General features: G+C 63.0%; 14 protein-coding genes. 1 reads left to right on the forward strand and 13 read right to left on the reverse strand.

Annotated elements, in window-relative coordinates; all coding sequences use genetic code 11:
* The first annotated feature begins 192 nt into the window (after positions 1-192).
* On the forward strand, positions 193-1,236 hold the full coding sequence (locus D7S89_RS11015; RefSeq protein WP_121277685.1) for an aldo/keto reductase: 1,044 nt from the start codon (positions 193-195) through the stop codon (positions 1,234-1,236).
* A 131-nt stretch (positions 1,237-1,367) separates the two neighbouring features.
* Here the strand turns inward: D7S89_RS11015 and D7S89_RS11020 are convergent, their stop codons facing one another.
* The 13 genes from D7S89_RS11020 to dmpG are packed head-to-tail and all read right to left on the reverse strand — an operon-like array spanning position 1,368 to position 15,086.
* Positions 1,368-3,287 (reverse strand): acyltransferase family protein, encoded by a 1,920-nt coding sequence (locus D7S89_RS11020; RefSeq protein ID WP_220702137.1) that lies wholly within the window; start codon positions 3,285-3,287, stop codon positions 1,368-1,370.
* A gap of 38 nt (positions 3,288-3,325) precedes the next feature.
* Complete coding sequence (locus D7S89_RS11025) at positions 3,326-3,613, reverse strand: hypothetical protein (protein WP_121277687.1); 288 nt, start codon at positions 3,611-3,613, stop codon at positions 3,326-3,328.
* Positions 3,610-3,939, reverse strand: coding sequence for a hypothetical protein (locus D7S89_RS11030; protein WP_121277688.1), 330 nt, complete (start codon positions 3,937-3,939; stop codon positions 3,610-3,612). Before D7S89_RS11030 ends, D7S89_RS11025 begins: the two co-directional genes overlap by 4 nt.
* A gap of 47 nt (positions 3,940-3,986) precedes the next feature.
* On the reverse strand, positions 3,987-5,225 hold the full coding sequence (locus D7S89_RS11035; RefSeq protein WP_121277689.1) for an MDR family MFS transporter: 1,239 nt from the start codon (positions 5,223-5,225) through the stop codon (positions 3,987-3,989).
* A 15-nt stretch (positions 5,226-5,240) separates the two neighbouring features.
* Positions 5,241-6,557, reverse strand: a complete 1,317-nt coding sequence (locus tag D7S89_RS11040) for a hypothetical protein (protein ID WP_121277690.1) — start codon at positions 6,555-6,557, stop codon at positions 5,241-5,243.
* 3 nt (positions 6,558-6,560) lie between these two features.
* Positions 6,561-7,319 carry an SDR family NAD(P)-dependent oxidoreductase gene (locus D7S89_RS11045; protein ID WP_121277691.1) on the reverse strand — a complete coding sequence of 253 codons (759 nt, stop codon included), beginning with the start codon at positions 7,317-7,319 and terminating at the stop codon, positions 6,561-6,563.
* 24 nt (positions 7,320-7,343) lie between these two features.
* Entirely contained in the window at positions 7,344-8,330 is a 987-nt protein-coding gene (locus D7S89_RS11050; protein WP_121277692.1) for an ornithine cyclodeaminase family protein, read from the reverse strand.
* Positions 8,327-8,827: a MaoC family dehydratase gene (locus D7S89_RS11055; RefSeq protein WP_121277693.1), complete on the reverse strand. Its 501-nt coding sequence runs from the start codon at positions 8,825-8,827 to the stop codon at positions 8,327-8,329. Before D7S89_RS11055 ends, D7S89_RS11050 begins: the two co-directional genes overlap by 4 nt.
* Positions 8,827-9,663 carry an HpcH/HpaI aldolase/citrate lyase family protein gene (locus D7S89_RS11060; RefSeq protein WP_121277694.1) on the reverse strand — a complete coding sequence of 279 codons (837 nt, stop codon included), beginning with the start codon at positions 9,661-9,663 and terminating at the stop codon, positions 8,827-8,829. Before D7S89_RS11060 ends, D7S89_RS11055 begins: the two co-directional genes overlap by 1 nt.
* Positions 9,664-9,682: 19 nt before the next feature.
* Complete coding sequence (locus D7S89_RS11065) at positions 9,683-10,918, reverse strand: 8-amino-7-oxononanoate synthase family protein (protein ID WP_281273100.1); 1,236 nt, start codon at positions 10,916-10,918, stop codon at positions 9,683-9,685.
* A 1-nt stretch (position 10,919) separates the two neighbouring features.
* Positions 10,920-13,073, reverse strand: coding sequence for a carbamoyltransferase C-terminal domain-containing protein (locus D7S89_RS11070; protein WP_183085153.1), 2,154 nt, complete (start codon positions 13,071-13,073; stop codon positions 10,920-10,922).
* Positions 13,054-13,971, reverse strand: a complete 918-nt coding sequence (locus D7S89_RS11075; protein ID WP_425470774.1) for an acetaldehyde dehydrogenase (acetylating) — start codon at positions 13,969-13,971, stop codon at positions 13,054-13,056. The genes D7S89_RS11070 and D7S89_RS11075 overlap by 20 nt, the downstream gene beginning before the upstream one ends.
* Positions 13,968-15,086 carry a 4-hydroxy-2-oxovalerate aldolase gene (dmpG, locus tag D7S89_RS11080; RefSeq protein ID WP_121277698.1) on the reverse strand — a complete coding sequence of 373 codons (1,119 nt, stop codon included), beginning with the start codon at positions 15,084-15,086 and terminating at the stop codon, positions 13,968-13,970. The genes D7S89_RS11075 and dmpG overlap by 4 nt, the downstream gene beginning before the upstream one ends.
* Between the last annotated feature and the right edge of the window lie 423 nt (positions 15,087-15,509).

Below are 15,509 nucleotides of genomic sequence, written 5' to 3' on the forward strand. Positions count from 1 at the left end.
CGACGCCGGCCCTCACGGTGGTCGTTCCGCCCCTATCGACAGAGAAATAGGCACGACTCCAAGAGAATCGAGCATCCGCCGCCCCGATCGCCCATCGATAATTTCCGCTGCGTTCGATTGCATGGCGAGCTTGAGCGCCGCCCAACACCACGTGCGATCGATTGCGACTCTCTCTGCCACGGAGCAAACGACATGCGTTACAGGAAATTCGGCGGTACCGGCCTCTTCGTTTCCGAACTGTGCCTCGGCACGATGACCTTCGGCGGCGAAGGCGACATGTGGAGCCAGATCGGCAAGGTCCAGCAGGCCGACGCCGAACGGCTCGTCGGCACGGCGCTCGACGCCGGCGTCAATTTCATCGACACAGCCGATGTCTACTCCGAAGGCCGCTCGGAAATCATTACGGGCCAGGCCCTGAAGAACCTCAAGGTGCCGCGCGAGAATGTCGTCGTCGCCACCAAAGTGTTCGGCGAAACCGGCACGAAGCACGTGAACTCACGTGGCCTGTCGCGCTTTCACATTCTTGAAGGCGTCAAGGCGAGCCTCAATCGCCTGCAACTCGATCACATCGATCTGTATCAGGTACACGGCTTCGATCCCGCCACGCCTATCGAGGAGACGCTACGCGCACTCGACTCGCTCGTGCAGCAAGGGCTCGTGCGCTATATCGGCGTCTCGAACTGGGCGGCCTGGCAGATCATGAAAGCGCTCGGCATCTCCGAGCGGCTCGGCCTCGCACGCTTCGAGTCGCTGCAGGCGTACTACACGATCGCGGGCCGCGACCTCGAACGCGAAATCGCGCCGCTGCTGCGCAGTGAAGGCGTCGGCCTCATGGTGTGGAGCCCGCTTGCGGGCGGACTCTTGAGCGGCAAGTACGGCCGCGACCAGCAAGGCGAAGCCGGCAGCCGCCGCACCACGTTCGACTTCCCGCCCGTCAACGTCGAACGCGCCTACGACGCCATCGATGCGATGCGCGAAATCGCTAACGCGCACAACGTCTCCGTCGCGCAGATCGCGCTGGCCTGGCTGCTGCATCGTGAAGTCGTCACGAGCGTGATCGTCGGCGCCAAGCGCGTGGACCAGTTGCAGGACAATCTCGCCGCGACGGCGATCCGCCTCGGCGGCGACGAATTGGCCAAGCTCGACGCCGCCAGCGCATTGCCGCCCGAATATCCGGGCTGGATGCTCGAACGCCAGGGCACGGTGCGCTATCAGCAGCTGGAGCAGGGACGATAGGGCATCCGCTTATACACATCCGCGCGCCGAAGGCGTCGAGTGCGGAAGGATCTGTTTACTTTCGATGACGGCATAAAGGTCCTTCGCAGTGCCGTTGAACCCGGTAAGCCCGCGTCATGCGATGCCGATCCTCAACGGCCCGCCTCTTGTTGCGAAGTTCCCGAGGGGCTCGCATCACGGCGCGTCCAACCTCCCCAATCGTGCGCGTTGGCCAGTAGCGTGCTGCCTTCGACTGTGAGGTGCTGCTCGTCGATATACAAAGGCACGCCCCCTTGCACGGTTCGACATACCCCCGCCTCGCAGAGCGGACCGGCGAGATCGACAAGCTTCACCCCGGGCCAGCGTGCGACCTCCGCCATCAAGGCCAGGACGTTGCGTTGGTCATCGAGTCGCTCGAGGTCGGCGATTTGACAGCTCGCGTGTGGTCCCAGGGTGGGCTTCCCATAAAAGCGTCGTTCGAGACAAGCTCCCACGTCGAAGGTGGCGGAGGGCGGCGGCGCCACGATGACGACCCGCTTGCCAAGTCGGGTAATGGCCGTGACCGTCTTTCGGAGGCCGTCCTCTGCAAGCTCGACGGAGGGCTTGGTCACGACATCGCCGTGGTCGGTCGTCATCAGCACTTCGCCGAAGCTCGGATTGGCATACCGTTGGAACGAACTCGCGAGCACCACGGTCCCGATACTGGGACTCTGCTCGAGTTGGGTGAGCACATCCTGATTGAACCGTAGGCAATCGGTAGCCCAAGCCTGGGTCAAGCGTTTGTCGTTGACGGGCGCGCGACCGAGGAGCGGCCCACAGCTCGTCTTCGTGGCCTGGCGGATCCCGTCCGGCGAGACCTTGGCGAGCGCGCTCACCAGGTGCATCCCCAGCGAATCGCCCCACACGAGCACCTTTGGATTCTTGGCGTTCTCACACTCTGGCAAAGAACTATAGATGCCGTCGAAATCACACCGCTCGTCGAATCCCACGTTGTCAGCGCGCGCCAGCGCCCGCTGTTCGAGGTGTGCCGACGTGCTCCACGCGTACGGCGCCGCGAACAACAGCCCCGATACCGCGAAGGCGGCCGCGAATCGCGGCAGCGTGAAGCGGAACGGGTGGTGCCGCGCCGGCTGTTCGACGAATCGGTACATGAGCGCCGCAGCGAGCAACGTGCCCAACGCCGAGACCACCTTCACCAAGCCGGGGGGGTTACCCAAGTACACGGCATGGAGGAACGCGATGGGCGGCCAATGCAATAGATACCAAGAATAAGAAACGTCACCTAACCAGGCGAGGGGACGCAGCCAGCGCTGGCTCGAGCGCGTGGCGAAGCAAGAGTGATTCCGCACCAGAACGACGGCTGTCGCCAGGTCCAAGACCAGCGCGTGCGCGCCCGGATGCGGGCGAAACATGGGCAGGCATGGCAGCACGATGACCACGGCCAGCGCTGGCCAGAACAGCCGGCGGACGGCGCGGCCGCCCTCCGGAGCGAACGCGGCAAGCGAGCCTATGCCGAGCTCCCAGGCGCGGAACTCGACGCGATAAAAGACATCGTTCGGCTGACTGCCGCGCAAGAGGAAACAAAGGCCGATGCTCGCGATCATGAGCACGCCCATCCCTGGAACGCGCGCGCGTTTGGGCAAGAGCCAGAGGAGCAGCGGCAAGGCGAGGTAATACTGCTCCTCGATCGCCAGCGACCACGTATGCAAGAGCGGCTTGGTCTCCGGGGAGCCGTCGAAGTAGCCGGTCTGCCCGAGCAACGCGATGTTGCCCGTGAAGGTCACGGCGCCCTCGAGCGTCTTGCCGAAGTCGATGAACTCCCGGCTCGTCAGCAGCCAGATGGCCGCCAACGTCGTAAGCGCCAATGTGACGTACGCGGCCGGCAGCAAACGCTTGGCGCGGCGCGTGTAGAAGTCACGAAAGCGAAACGTGCCGGCGTCCAACTCCCGCGAGACCATCCGCGTGATGAGGTAGCCCGAGACAACGAAGAAAATATCGACGCCCAGGTAACCGGCCCCCACGCCGATTCCGGTGTGGTACGCGACAACCAGCAAGATCGCCAGACCACGCAAGAGCTGTATATCGAAGCGCAGGGGATTGGAGCTCATGCTCATACGACTTGCTTCTCCATCTCCTTGAGCGCTCGTGCGATCACGTGGACCCTCTTCTCGACTTCCTGGTCCGTCATGACGTTCGAGAGATCGACACCGCTGGTTCCACCAAGGAGATGCGCGGCCATCAAGCGATCCGCGTTGTCCGGTATCTGCCGCTTTATCTCCTGGGTGATTCGCATGGCGGAGCCGACCGTGGCCTGGATCTCCTGATCCGTCATGCTCAAGGTCAGGTTGTGCCCGCTCGCTCCACCCACGAGATGCGAGATGATCAACGAGTCTTTCATGGCTCGATCCTCTCTGCCTGCTTGGCCTGTTTATCCATCTCCTTGAGGACTCGTACCGCCACGCTGACCATGCTCTCGATTTCCTGGTCGGTCATGGTCGGCGACAGATTGAGCCCGTTGGTGCCACCGAGCAGGTGCGCGACGATCAGGCACTCGGACTCCGCAATCTGTTCCGCCACCTGGATCCGAATCTCTTTGGCGATTCGCACCCCCACGCTGACCTTGCTGCCGATTTCCTGGTCCGTCATGGAGTGGGACAGATCAAGGCCCGTGGTTCCGCCGAGCAGGTGGGCGGCGATCAATGCGGTCAAGGGATGTTCTTTCATTCTCGATTACCTCATGGTGATGATTGATTCGTTGTGTCAATGAGAAGTTATGCGCGGGCCGGGGCGCGAGCGGCCGTCTCGCGGGCCGTAAGCGCGGGCCCAAGCGCGAGTTGCCCGACGGTAACGAGCAGCATCACCGCGAAGCAGCCGAGCCACAGCGCCCGCCCGCCTGCGTGGTGCAGCACGGCCACGCCCAGGAGCGGGCCGAGGCATGAAGCCACGCCGAAGCTCATGGAGTAGACGCCCTGGTACCGGCCGCGCTGAGCCGCCGGTGCCAGGTCCGCCACCACCGCCGAGGCTGTGGGCACCGCGGCCATCTCGCCGACCGTCGTGACGACGACCGCCAGGACGTACCCGGGGACACTGCCCACGACGCCATAGAGGCCATAGCCGAGGCCGAAGAGGAACGACGCACAAGCCAGCACCCCGGCGCGCGGGTACGCCAACAGCGCTCGCGTGATGCGAGGCTGGAACAACACGACGAGGACGCCGTTGATGGACACGATCCACCCGTACGTCGCCTCGCCGATTCCGTGCCGCCGCATGTCGAGCGGGAGCGACGTTCGGTCCTGCCACATGACCAGCATCAAGCCGAGCATGAGGAGAACGAAGCCAAGGAACGGCAAATCCGCGAGCGCCGCCCCGAGCCCCGCGCCCGCTCGACCAGCGGCCTCGTTCCGCTTCTCCTCTCCCTCGGGCGGCGCGGCTTCGGGGCGCGTCTCAGGTACGCGTGCGAGCACGAGCGCTCCGAAGGCAACCATCGTCACGGCGTCGCCGATAAAGAGCGACGTATAGCTCGCCAAAGCGAGGATCCCGCCGAGTGTCGGCGCGATGGCGAAGCCGAGGTTGTTCGCCCAATAGAGATGGCCATACGCGCGCGTGCGATCCGCGGCCGGCACGAGGTCGGCGGTGGCCGCGGAGACCGCGGGACGGTACATCTCCGCCGCCCACCCCATGAGAAAGGTCGTGGCGCCGATGGCCGGCAGAGAGCGGGAGAAGCCAATGGCCAACATGGACACGGCGCCGCCGAAGACCGAGAACAGGATCGTCGCCCGTCGCCCCACCCGATCGGCGAGCACTCCGCCGGTCACGCCGGCGAGGATCGCCCCTGCGCCATAAAGGGCCATCACGAGCCCGGCGTCCGCCTCGCTGCCGCCCTGCGCCGTGATGTAGAGCGCGAGGAACGGTATGACGAAGCCGCCGGCCTTGTTGACCAGCGTGCCGAGCCACAACGTCCAGTAGGTCACCGGGAGGCTCCGATACTCTTTCTTGATCGCGGCAAGCACGAGCGGCTCCGTGAGCTATGCGGCCCGCGCGAGGGCCGCGACCTGACGGAGGAGCGCGCGGTACTCCTCGTCAGTGACCCTCAGGGCCCACGATACCTTTCCACCCGACGCCAAATTGACGACTCGTTTGTTCGCGTTGCACCGATAGAGGAGGCCCGAGCAATGTCCATCGACGTGATAAAGGCCAAGGACCGCGTTCTGCGCCACCACGCGCGACCAATGCGTCTGGGGGAACTCGGGCGCGATCGCCTGCACGAACTCTTGGGCGGTCCACTCGTGGAGCCGGTCTTCCAGGGCGCTTTGCAGGGTGGCCGCCGAGTGCTCGCTCCCGATCAGTACCCCTTTGCCCTCCGTCGAGTTCGACATCTTGAAGACCAATCGATCCTTGTCGACGAGGAGCGCGTCCATGTTCCCGGCGTTGATTTCGTGCGTCACGGGCACGAACGTCTCGATGGCGAGCACTTCCTCTTTGCTCAAGAGGGGGCGGTAAGTGACGTCGTGCAAGAGATGAAACCAGGACTTGCTGCTCAGAATGTAGTTCTCGTATGTGTTCAGCAGCGCGGCCCCGGAGTCGATGATCTTTCCGAGCAAGTCCCACTCGGCTTGCCCGTGCATCTCGTCTTCCAGAAAGAGGCGATAGACGAGTGTCCTCTTGCCTTCGTCTTTGCGCAGCCATTCTTCGCGGTATTCGCTGACCTTGATGAGGTGCACTTCACACTCGGTGCACTGAGCGTCGAAATACCGTTTGAGCTCGTCATAAACGAGCGGTCCATCGGTATGGTACGAATCCAGATCGAGGATCACGACCCGGTCGCGCTCCTCTCTACGACAGCGATCGCGAACTATCCGTCCGAGGTCGAGGTACGGTGACCCACCACCGCTGAACGTGCGGGTCGAAAGACCGAGCGTGCGAAGGAACGATTCGCAGTGGCCATGCATTTGCGGCCCCTCGATCGCCGGGCCGATATTGAGCTCGCAGAACTTGTATCCCCCCGACGGCATCGGCACGATGTCCACGCGGCCGATCACGTACTCGCCGGCGTCCAGTACGTCCCAGTCCACCCAGCGCCACACCGTACGCGGAACGCAGAATCGCTCCAGGAGCGCTTCTTGCGAAGAAGTGGCGCGCAGAGCTCGCAGGATCTTCTGCTGAGCGCTCAGCACAAGGTGCAGAGCGCCTGCGAGCTTGGCGAATTCTTCTTCCGGAAAGACCACCAGCGGTATCGGGATCAGTTCCTTGAGTGGAACGCAGCTCGTCAGTCGATCACCCACGGCCGCGCGCAGCGATTCGTGAAGCTGCTGTGTCATCGTTACGAAGTTCATCATCGCCATCACTCAAATCGTCGATTCGCCGCCGTCGATCACCAGATCACAGCCTGTGAGCCAGCTCGCCTCTTCGGAAGCCAGGAAGACTGCCGCGCTCGCGTGATCGGTCGGCAGCCCCGTCCGACCGAGCGGAATGTCCTTTCCGCGCTCTTTCCAGAGCGCCGGATGGTCCTCCCACTGATTTCGATTGCCTTGGGTCGCGGTCAGACCAGGCGAGAGCGTGTTGACTCGAATGCCCAACGGGGCGAGTTCGTACGCAGTGCTCTTGGTCAGCATCGACAAGCCGGCCTTCGAGCACTGGTAATGCGCCATCTTGCTGATGGCCTTGTAAGCGCTGATCGAAGAGACGTTGATGACGCTCCCTCGGATCTCGCGGGAGGCCATGTGCCGCGCCACCCGCTGCAACAGGAAGAACGGGAACTTCAGATTGACGTCCAGCACATACGTGTATTCATCCGCGGTGACGTCCATGAACGGCGTTCGCGTCGTCACGCCGATGTTGTTGACCAGGATGTCGATGCTTCCGAGGAAGCGCTCGGCTCTCTCGACCAGCGCGCCCGCGCACGCCACGTTCGCACCGTCGAGCTGCTCCGCGTGGGCGCGCGCTCCTTTGGCCTGGAGCTGATTCACCAGCTCGCGCGCCGCCGCCTCGTCAGAGTTGAACGTGACGACGAGGTTCGCCCCTTCGCTCGCGAACGCTAACGCGATGGCGCGACCGATTCCGTGGCTCGCAGCGGTGATGATGGCGTTCTTGTCCTTCAAGCGCATATTGCCTCTCTGTTCTTCGGTTGGTTAGGCGGTGAGCGACACGTCCACTCCGACGCCCGCGTCGAGCGCCTTGGCGTAGACCAAGGCTGCTATTGCCGCGTCTTGGATAGCGACACCCACGGATTTAAAAATCGTGATTTGTTCGGCGCAGCTTCGCGCGCGAGCCCGGCCGCTCACGATGTCTCCAATCTCGACGAGCTGCTCGGGTGTCGTCACGCCGAGGCGGAGGGCCTCGATGACCTCTCCCGCCTCCGTGAGCGCCGCCTCGCGTTGCTCGACCACGGTATAGCTGCGGCCGAGCGCGCCAGGCGGCAGCTCACAAGCCACTTCGTCGACGCCGCCGATGGCGTTGAAATGCATACCCGGGCGAATGTGCTCCTCGCCCATCAGCGGTATCGGCGACGCGGTCGAGGTCGCGCAGCAGACGATGTCCGCACGAGCAATGGCATCTTCGGCAGTCGCCGTCACGGTCACCCGCGACGACGATTGGCTCTGCACCCACCGCGCAAAGCAGTCCGCACGACTGGGCGTCCTCGAATGAACGAACACTTCCTCGATCTTCCGAACGGCGCACACGGCCGCTAGCTGAGTCCTGGCTTGTTCCCCTGCGCCGAGGATGGCCAGCGACGTCGAATCCTCGCGCGCCAAGAGCTTGGTCGCGAGGCCGCTCATGGCGCCCGTGCGCAGCGCCGTCAGCGACGCCCCTTCCATGAAGGCGAGGATTCGACCGGTCGATCCATCGAGCAACACCACCGCCGCGTGGATCAGCGGAAGCGCTCTCGCCTTGTTCCGGGGGGCGATCGACGAGAGTTTCACGACGAAGGGCGCCACATGTCCGACATGAGCGGCCATCGTCAAGACCTGCGTCTCTCCGATGCGAACAATCCCTCGGCTCGGCATCACGACTGCGCCTTCCTGCAAGCAAGCAAACGCGCCGGCCAGTGCACGGATGGCGTCTTCGTACGAGAAGACGGAGAGCACGTCGCTCGCAGTGAGGATACGTGTCGTCATGTCCTGTCCTGATTGCGCTTCGGAACCAGGAAGCTCCGGCGGTAAGTGAGCACGACCGTGCCGTCGCCCTTGTGACCGATCGTCTCGATGACGACGATTCCCTGACCGGGGCGGGACTGGGAGTCGCGGATATTCAACACTTTGCTTTTCGCGTACAGCGTGTCTCCGATGAACACCGGATGGGTGAGACGGACGCTGTCCCATCCCAGATTGGCTATCGTTTTGGCGCTCATGGATCGGACGCTCATTCCATTGATGATCGCGAAGGTGACCACGCTGTTGACGAGGACTCGTCCGAACTCCGTGCCACGACCATATTCGGCGTCGAAGTGCAGCGGATGCTGGTTCATGCTGAGAAGCGTGAGCCAGGTGTTGTCTACCTCCGAGACTGTCCGGCCGGGCCGATGATGGATCACCGCCCCCTTTACGAACTCCTCCAGATACATCCCGAGCGTCTCGACGTATTCGAGCGGCCCAATTTGCTCAAGCGCTTGCATCAGCGCCTCCCCGAGGCGCGCCGCAAGAGCTGTTGAGCCTTCTTCACGAAGGGAGGCCCGATCATCCGGTCCCCGAGGCGCTCAACGCCTCCGCCTGCTCTCTCCCACGTTTCGATCACCCGACGCGCCCAGTCCAGCGCCTCGTCTTTGACCTCGAAGATCTCGTTGATCACCGGTACTTGCGCGGGGTGCACTGCGACCTTGCCGTGATAACCCAAACTGACGCAGCGGCGTGACTCCTCCTGAAGCTCGGCCGCAGAGCCCTCGAAGTTGAAGCAGGCCGTATCGATGGCGGCGATCTCATACCGAGCGGCCGCGACGACGAGCCGCTGGCGCGCATAGAGCATGTTGTCCCAATCGATATCGACGCCCAGCGACGCCGCCAGATCCGCCGATCCGAGAATGAGCCCGTTACTCTCTCGCGCAATGTCTTCCAGGTTCTTGATGGACGCCGGCGTCTCGATCGTGACGTAAATCTCCGGGAACAGGTGCTGTCGACCGAGCAGCGTTCGGAGAATCTCCACTTCCACGCCGGAGTCCACCATCGTCATCACGATGATGTCGGGCACGACCTTCGCAGCCACGAACGCTGCGATGTCCTGGAGAAACTCTGGGCTGCGGATTTCGTTGATCCGGACGGCCGTTGGCCGCGTCTTCGGCCATGCCTGCAGAATTTCTATGCACAGCCGTCGCGCGTCTTCCTTGCGCACCGGCGGTACCGAATCCTCGATATCCAACAGGCAAATATCAGCAGCCGTCTTCTGTGCCTTTTTCAGCACAAGGACATCCAGCGCGGGCGTGTAGAGAATGCTGCGGGCGTAGAACTTGGTCGACATCGGCTATCTACCTTCCATCTCAACTAACGAACTCGCGAATCAGCTCGCACAGACGCTTGATCTCTTCGGACGTGTTCCCCGCGCGCAACATGACGCGCAGGCCTGCGCTATCGCGAGCGACGATTGGAAAGAACACCGGCGAGACATAGAAGCCGTTCTCGTACAGGGTCTTGCCGCACTGAACGACCCTCGAGTCGTCGATCGTGACGAGCTTGATGGGGAACTTGTTCCCCGCCTGTTCGGTGACGACGAGGCGGTCGAAGAGCTCGATGTTCTCTTGCAGTCGGCGCTGACGCTGCGCAAGCTCGGGCGTTCGGTGGATCTGCGCAGAGGCCAGTGAGGCCCCGATCGCCGCCGTGTTCATCGGCTGCGACCAGGCCAACGGGCCGCCGAACCGCTCGAGGATCTTGCCGACCTCCGGCCCATCGGGGCCGAACATGATCGCGGCCCCGCTGGTGCCGAACGCCTTGTTCAAAGTCGCCACAATGATGGTGTTCGGGTCGACCTCGTCCATCTCCGATCGGACATAGCCTTCGCCGTGCTCGCCCACGATGGACAGCGAATGCGAATCGTCCAGATAGAGGAAAAGACCGTATCGCTGCTGCAATGCGAGGAGGTCCTTGATCGGGACGTGCCCCCCCATGCTGTACGTGCCATCAGTGACGTAGGCGACCCGCTGGTGGGACTTGCACAGGTCCTCGATGAAATTCACATCGTTGTTCGGACAGGTGACCACCAGGCTCTCGTCTCCACATACCGGCTTGTAGAGATTCATCGAAAAGTGGCAGTTCTTGTCGAACACCATCGTCGGCCGTACGCCGCCCGTCAGATAGCCGGACGCCAGGATGGGGAGAATCCCCGCGGTGGCCGCGCTGGCCGAGATTGCACTGATCACCCTCGCTCGGAAGAGCGACGAGAGCGACGCCTCGAGCTCGAGCAGCGCGGGGAGTTGAAGCCGGATCCGGGAGATGCAGTGATCCAGCACGCCGAACCGCTTGAGCGCCTCGATCGCCCCGTCGATGATCTTCGGATGCGAGTCCAGATCGAGGTACGAGCAGCAGCTGAAGTTCACGAACTCGTGGCCGCTCGCCGTGATGAGGCGGCCGTCTGGGCGCAGGTCGGCGACGATTCCGGCGAGCCCGTTTTGTTCAGTCTCGTTCCAGAAGGCATTCCCGATCTCGATCATCTTCTTGCCGTTGCGATATCGATTCCGCGTCGGCTCTGAACGCGGAACACCATTAGCTTCTATGCGCACTTCAGCTCCTCTCTTTCATGACGTCGTCGACAAAAATCGGCAGCTTTGACTGGTACTGTTCGGTGTCTCGCCACACGGCGTAGGTTCGACCATCCCGGTCCACCATGATCAGGCCGTCCATGGCCTTCGCCCTCGAGAGCGCCTGAAGCGCCTGCGCCGGCGTCTGCGCGATGGGGCTGCCGACATTGAGCGAGGTGTTCACCGACGCCTCGACGCCGCAGCGCACGCCCATCGCCTTCAAGAACGCGTATATCAGCGGGTTCGTTCGCTCACGAACGATCTGGATTCGGCTCGTCCCGTCGAAGTGCACAACGGCTGGCACCAGGCGCTTGGCCAGCGCGGTGGCGCGGACCGTCAGCACCATGTAGTCGTAGGCGGTGTAGTCGGCCGCCTCGGCCCCCTCGTCGAGCTCGAACAAGCGCTTCGCTTCCTTCAGCGTCACCATCGGCGCCAGCGGTCGCACACGTTCGCGCCGCTTCACCTTCGCGTTCAGGTAGTCCAGCGTCCGCACGTTGCACGGATTGGCGAGGATGCTTCGATTACCGAGCGCCCTTGGACCGGTCTCGGCGGGGCCTTGGAAAACTCCCACCACTGCGTCGTTGGAGACGGCGTGCGCGAGGAGCTCCGCGATCCTGTCTCGATCGTTCGGATCGTTGATGTTGCCCAGCTCGATCGAGCACGCTTGCCCGTCCGCGTGAACCGCGGCCGCGATGGCGGCGCCGGAAGCGGCCACTCCGCAGAGGTAGGGCGACTCCAGATTCACGCGGCACGGAGCGCCGTTCTTGGCGGCGAACTGGATGGTCGCACCGAGCGCCGCGCCGGCGTCGCCCGGGATGGGCGGGACCCAAATCCGGAGGAACGTGTCCTGCCCCAGATACCGCTTGAAATATTCGCGGTTGAAGCTCTTCAGGAGATTCATGTTGGCGATGCAGTTGAGGGCGGTCCCTCCAGTCATCACCAGCTTGCTCGCCGACGTCTTGCGAATCAGGTGCTCGACGATATGCGTGAGCGCGTCCTCGAAGACCATCTGCAGCGCTTGCGCCTTGTCCACTCGATCCTGGGTGATCGGCGAGTGCTGGATGTTCTCCACCTCGAGGACCCGGTCCGGATTCCACATTTCCGACGGCTTGATCGGAGCGCCCAAAATGTCGACGAGCTCCTCGGCGTAAGGCTCCATGTGACTCTTGACGTGCCAGTTGATCATCCGCCGATTCACGAAGACCTGACCATCGCGCGCCAAATAGAGGATCTGGCGCAGCCGTCGATAATAGGGATTCGTCAGGCGATCGCCGTTGCCCCACGCAGCCGCCCCCATGTAGCGGCCCTCCGAGCTGAGAAAGCTCCAGCCCCCCTGGGTCGAGCTCAGATACCCGTACAGATGCCCGAGGGAGTCGATGGTGCTCTCGTTCTCGCGCAGGCACTCCCAGACTCCGTCGCGCACCACGTAAAGCGATATGGCGCCGTTATCGCCCGTCCCGTCCAGGACGGTGACGAGCACCGGCTCGCGACTGCCCGCGAACGGCGACATCGCATAGGACAGGTACGCGTGATTGCTGTGGTGATGCATGCCGATGATCGGCAGGGTCTCGTCGAGTCCGAGCTGACGAGAGAGCCGCTGCGGAGCCGACAGGGCTTGAATCAGGTGACCCAGGTTGAACGTCGGGTCGTATTTGGGATTCATCAGCACCAGGCTCCGCGGTGCGTGCTCGAAGATCACACGCAGATCGAACCCCATGGTGGCGATGTAATCCCAGCTTGCCAGGACGGCGAAAATGTCCTGAGGTGCGATGCCGCGCCGGGCCATCGTCTCTTTGATGGCCTCGATGCTGTGCTCCGGAAACTTGTTGGTGTGCTTCTCTCCGCTGAAGCGCTCCTCTTCGTTGTTTGCGATCACCTCGATCCCGTCGCGTGCACTGACTTTGACGAGCGCGATGCCGGTGTTGTGTCCGAACGGACCGATACCCATCAAATAGAGTGCCTCGCCGGCCTGGAGGCGCGCCGCGAGTTCGCGTCCCTTCTGCGAAGCAAAGGCGCTCTTCGCGCCGAAGAAGCGGGACCGCGCACCGAGCCGCGAGTACGCCTGGTCGACCAGCGCCTTCACCAGCCGCGGGATCAGCTTCAGCCTCGGCCCGTATTCACCGTAGACGGTCGACATGGCTCTCCCCGCGTGTGTACTGTTGATTCGAGATCGTCTCGGCCACCTGCACGGCGGCCGACGTGATGATGTCGAGGTTCCCGGCATAGCTCGGCAGGTACGCCCCGGCCCCTTGGACACGAACCATCGTCATCCACCGATCTCCGTCGATCCTCGGCTCGACGATGAGTTCGTATCCAGGGACGTATTTGGTGACTTTCTCGACGACCGCGTGCACCGCCTCGGATACCTTCGCCTCGTCGGCGTTCCTCAACTTCGCGAACACCGTCGTCTGCATCGTCACCGGGGGGACGGCCGGGTTGATGTTCAAGATCGCCTTCGCGCGATCGCACTTCGCGAAGCCCCTGATCGCCGCCTCCGTCACGCTCAGGTATTCATTCACGTTCAGCCGGGTAGCGGGGCCCGCGCTCGTCGCGGAGATCGACGACACGACCTCCACGTACTCGACACCGTTCGACGCGGTTGCCAGCGCGTGGGCGATCGGCGCGGCGGCCTGACCTCCGCAGGTGACCATGTTGATGTTCATCCCGCGGGACATCTGCCCACCGTTGATGACCGGCACACACCATTTCCCCCGCGCAGAGGGGGTCAGGTCGATGATGGTCTTCCCCATCTCCTCGAAAAACCGCGCATGCTGCATGTGCGCGAGCGCGGACGTCGCATCGAAAACCATGTCGAAGCTGTCGGGGTCATTCAGCAGCGCCGATACGCCGTCCGCCGAAGTCCGTACGCCCAGGCTCTTCGCGTAAGCTATCCCCGGCGACTGCGGCCGCTGCCCCGCGACGATTGCACAGGACAGGAACCGTGACCTCTTCACTTTCGTCAGGAGGTCGCATCCGATGTTGCCGCTGCCGATAATCGCGACTCTGTTGTTCATTGGTCTCTCCCGAGCAATCACGACGTCGCCTCTTTCGCGGGCTCCGTGGCGCGCAATCGCACAGCCCTATGCTCGGTCTTCGACAGCTCCTGCGCCACCTCGACGATGAGATCTTCCTGGCCTGCGACGACCTTGCGCCGCTCGAGCTCGCGATAAATCGAACCCTCGTCCACGCCGAATTGGAGGGAGGCGCGAGCGACGGGCTTCTCGAACCCGGAGAAGACGCCGAAAAGGCCGCTCAGGATGTTCGCCTGCTTGATCACCGGTGGGGACAACTCGACGTCTCGGACGATCCTGTCCGACGCCTTCAGCAGGGCGAACATGTCGACATCAGTCTCATGGCCAACGCGCGACAGCGCCGCCACCAGCACCTGCAATGAAGTGTTGCCCGCGCCGGCGCCGAAGCCGTTGAGGGTTCCGTCGATGAGCTTCGCGCCGCAGCGGACCGCCGCGAGACTGTTGGCGACCGCGAGGCCGAGGTTGTTGTGCGCGTGGAATCCGACCGGAATGCTGAGCTCGGACGCCAGGAGCCCGATCTTTTCTTGAACATCCGCCTCGACATAGGCGCCCGCCGAGTCCATCAGCACGATGGCGTGGGCGCCATATTCCTGCTGCAGTGTCGCCTGCTCGAGGAGCTTTAGCGCCGACGCCATGTGGGACATCATCAGGACGCCGTGAACGACAGCGCCGCGGTTTCGCGCGTATTCGATGTAGCGCTCCGTGGTGTCCGCCTCGGTGCAGTGGGAGGCAACTCGGACCACGTCGACACCGATATCGATGGCGAGCTTCAGATCACCAATCTTGGCGAAACCGGGGATTGCATGCACGCCAAGCTTCGTGATGGAGAGGTTCTCGCGCGCGCACTCCAACATCTGCGCGTCGGAATGAGCAGCGAAGCCGAGCTGTAGCGAGGACGCGCCCAGACCATTTCCGTGACCGACCTCCACCGCGCTCAAGCCGCACTTGTCGATGGCCGCGCAGTAGGTCGCGATGTCTCGCAACGAGAGACAGTGCTTCACTGCATGGCTCCCATCCCTCAACGTCGGATCGTAGATTTCAAGTTGAACCGATTTCGTTTCGGTCTTTTCGCGAACGCCATCCTCGACAAAGTCATTCCGTTGCTTGCTGCCGCTCATAGTTTCGCTCCCGCTGAGTAGAGTGGGCCTTCGCGTCGTGCCCCGGTCTATCGGCACATCGACACGGCGTTGCAACAACGCCGCGCCGCGGTAACGCCGACACTTCTGTATGAGCCGATGGGATTTACCGGGAAACGACCTGCGTTGTGTCAGGCCGCACACACACAGTAGCGCTCAAGAACTGGAACCGATTCCATAAAATGCCGAATCAGACCAAATAACGGCCCGCATTGATACGCCTCGGCGATGCGGGGCAAGGTTGGCCCCTAGACGCGTTGGGCACTTTGCGCGTTCAACGCTCGCAACCGCCAGTTGCACTTTCCTCAAGTTGACGATAACGTAAACGTCGGCCGCGCTTCCCAATCCGCCCGGACCTTGGCCGCCCGTATGCCGAACCCCGAACCGGCGGCCGCAGCTCGACGC

Source organism: Trinickia fusca (assembly GCF_003628145.1).
Taxonomy (GTDB): Bacteria; Pseudomonadota; Gammaproteobacteria; order Burkholderiales; family Burkholderiaceae; genus Trinickia; species Trinickia fusca.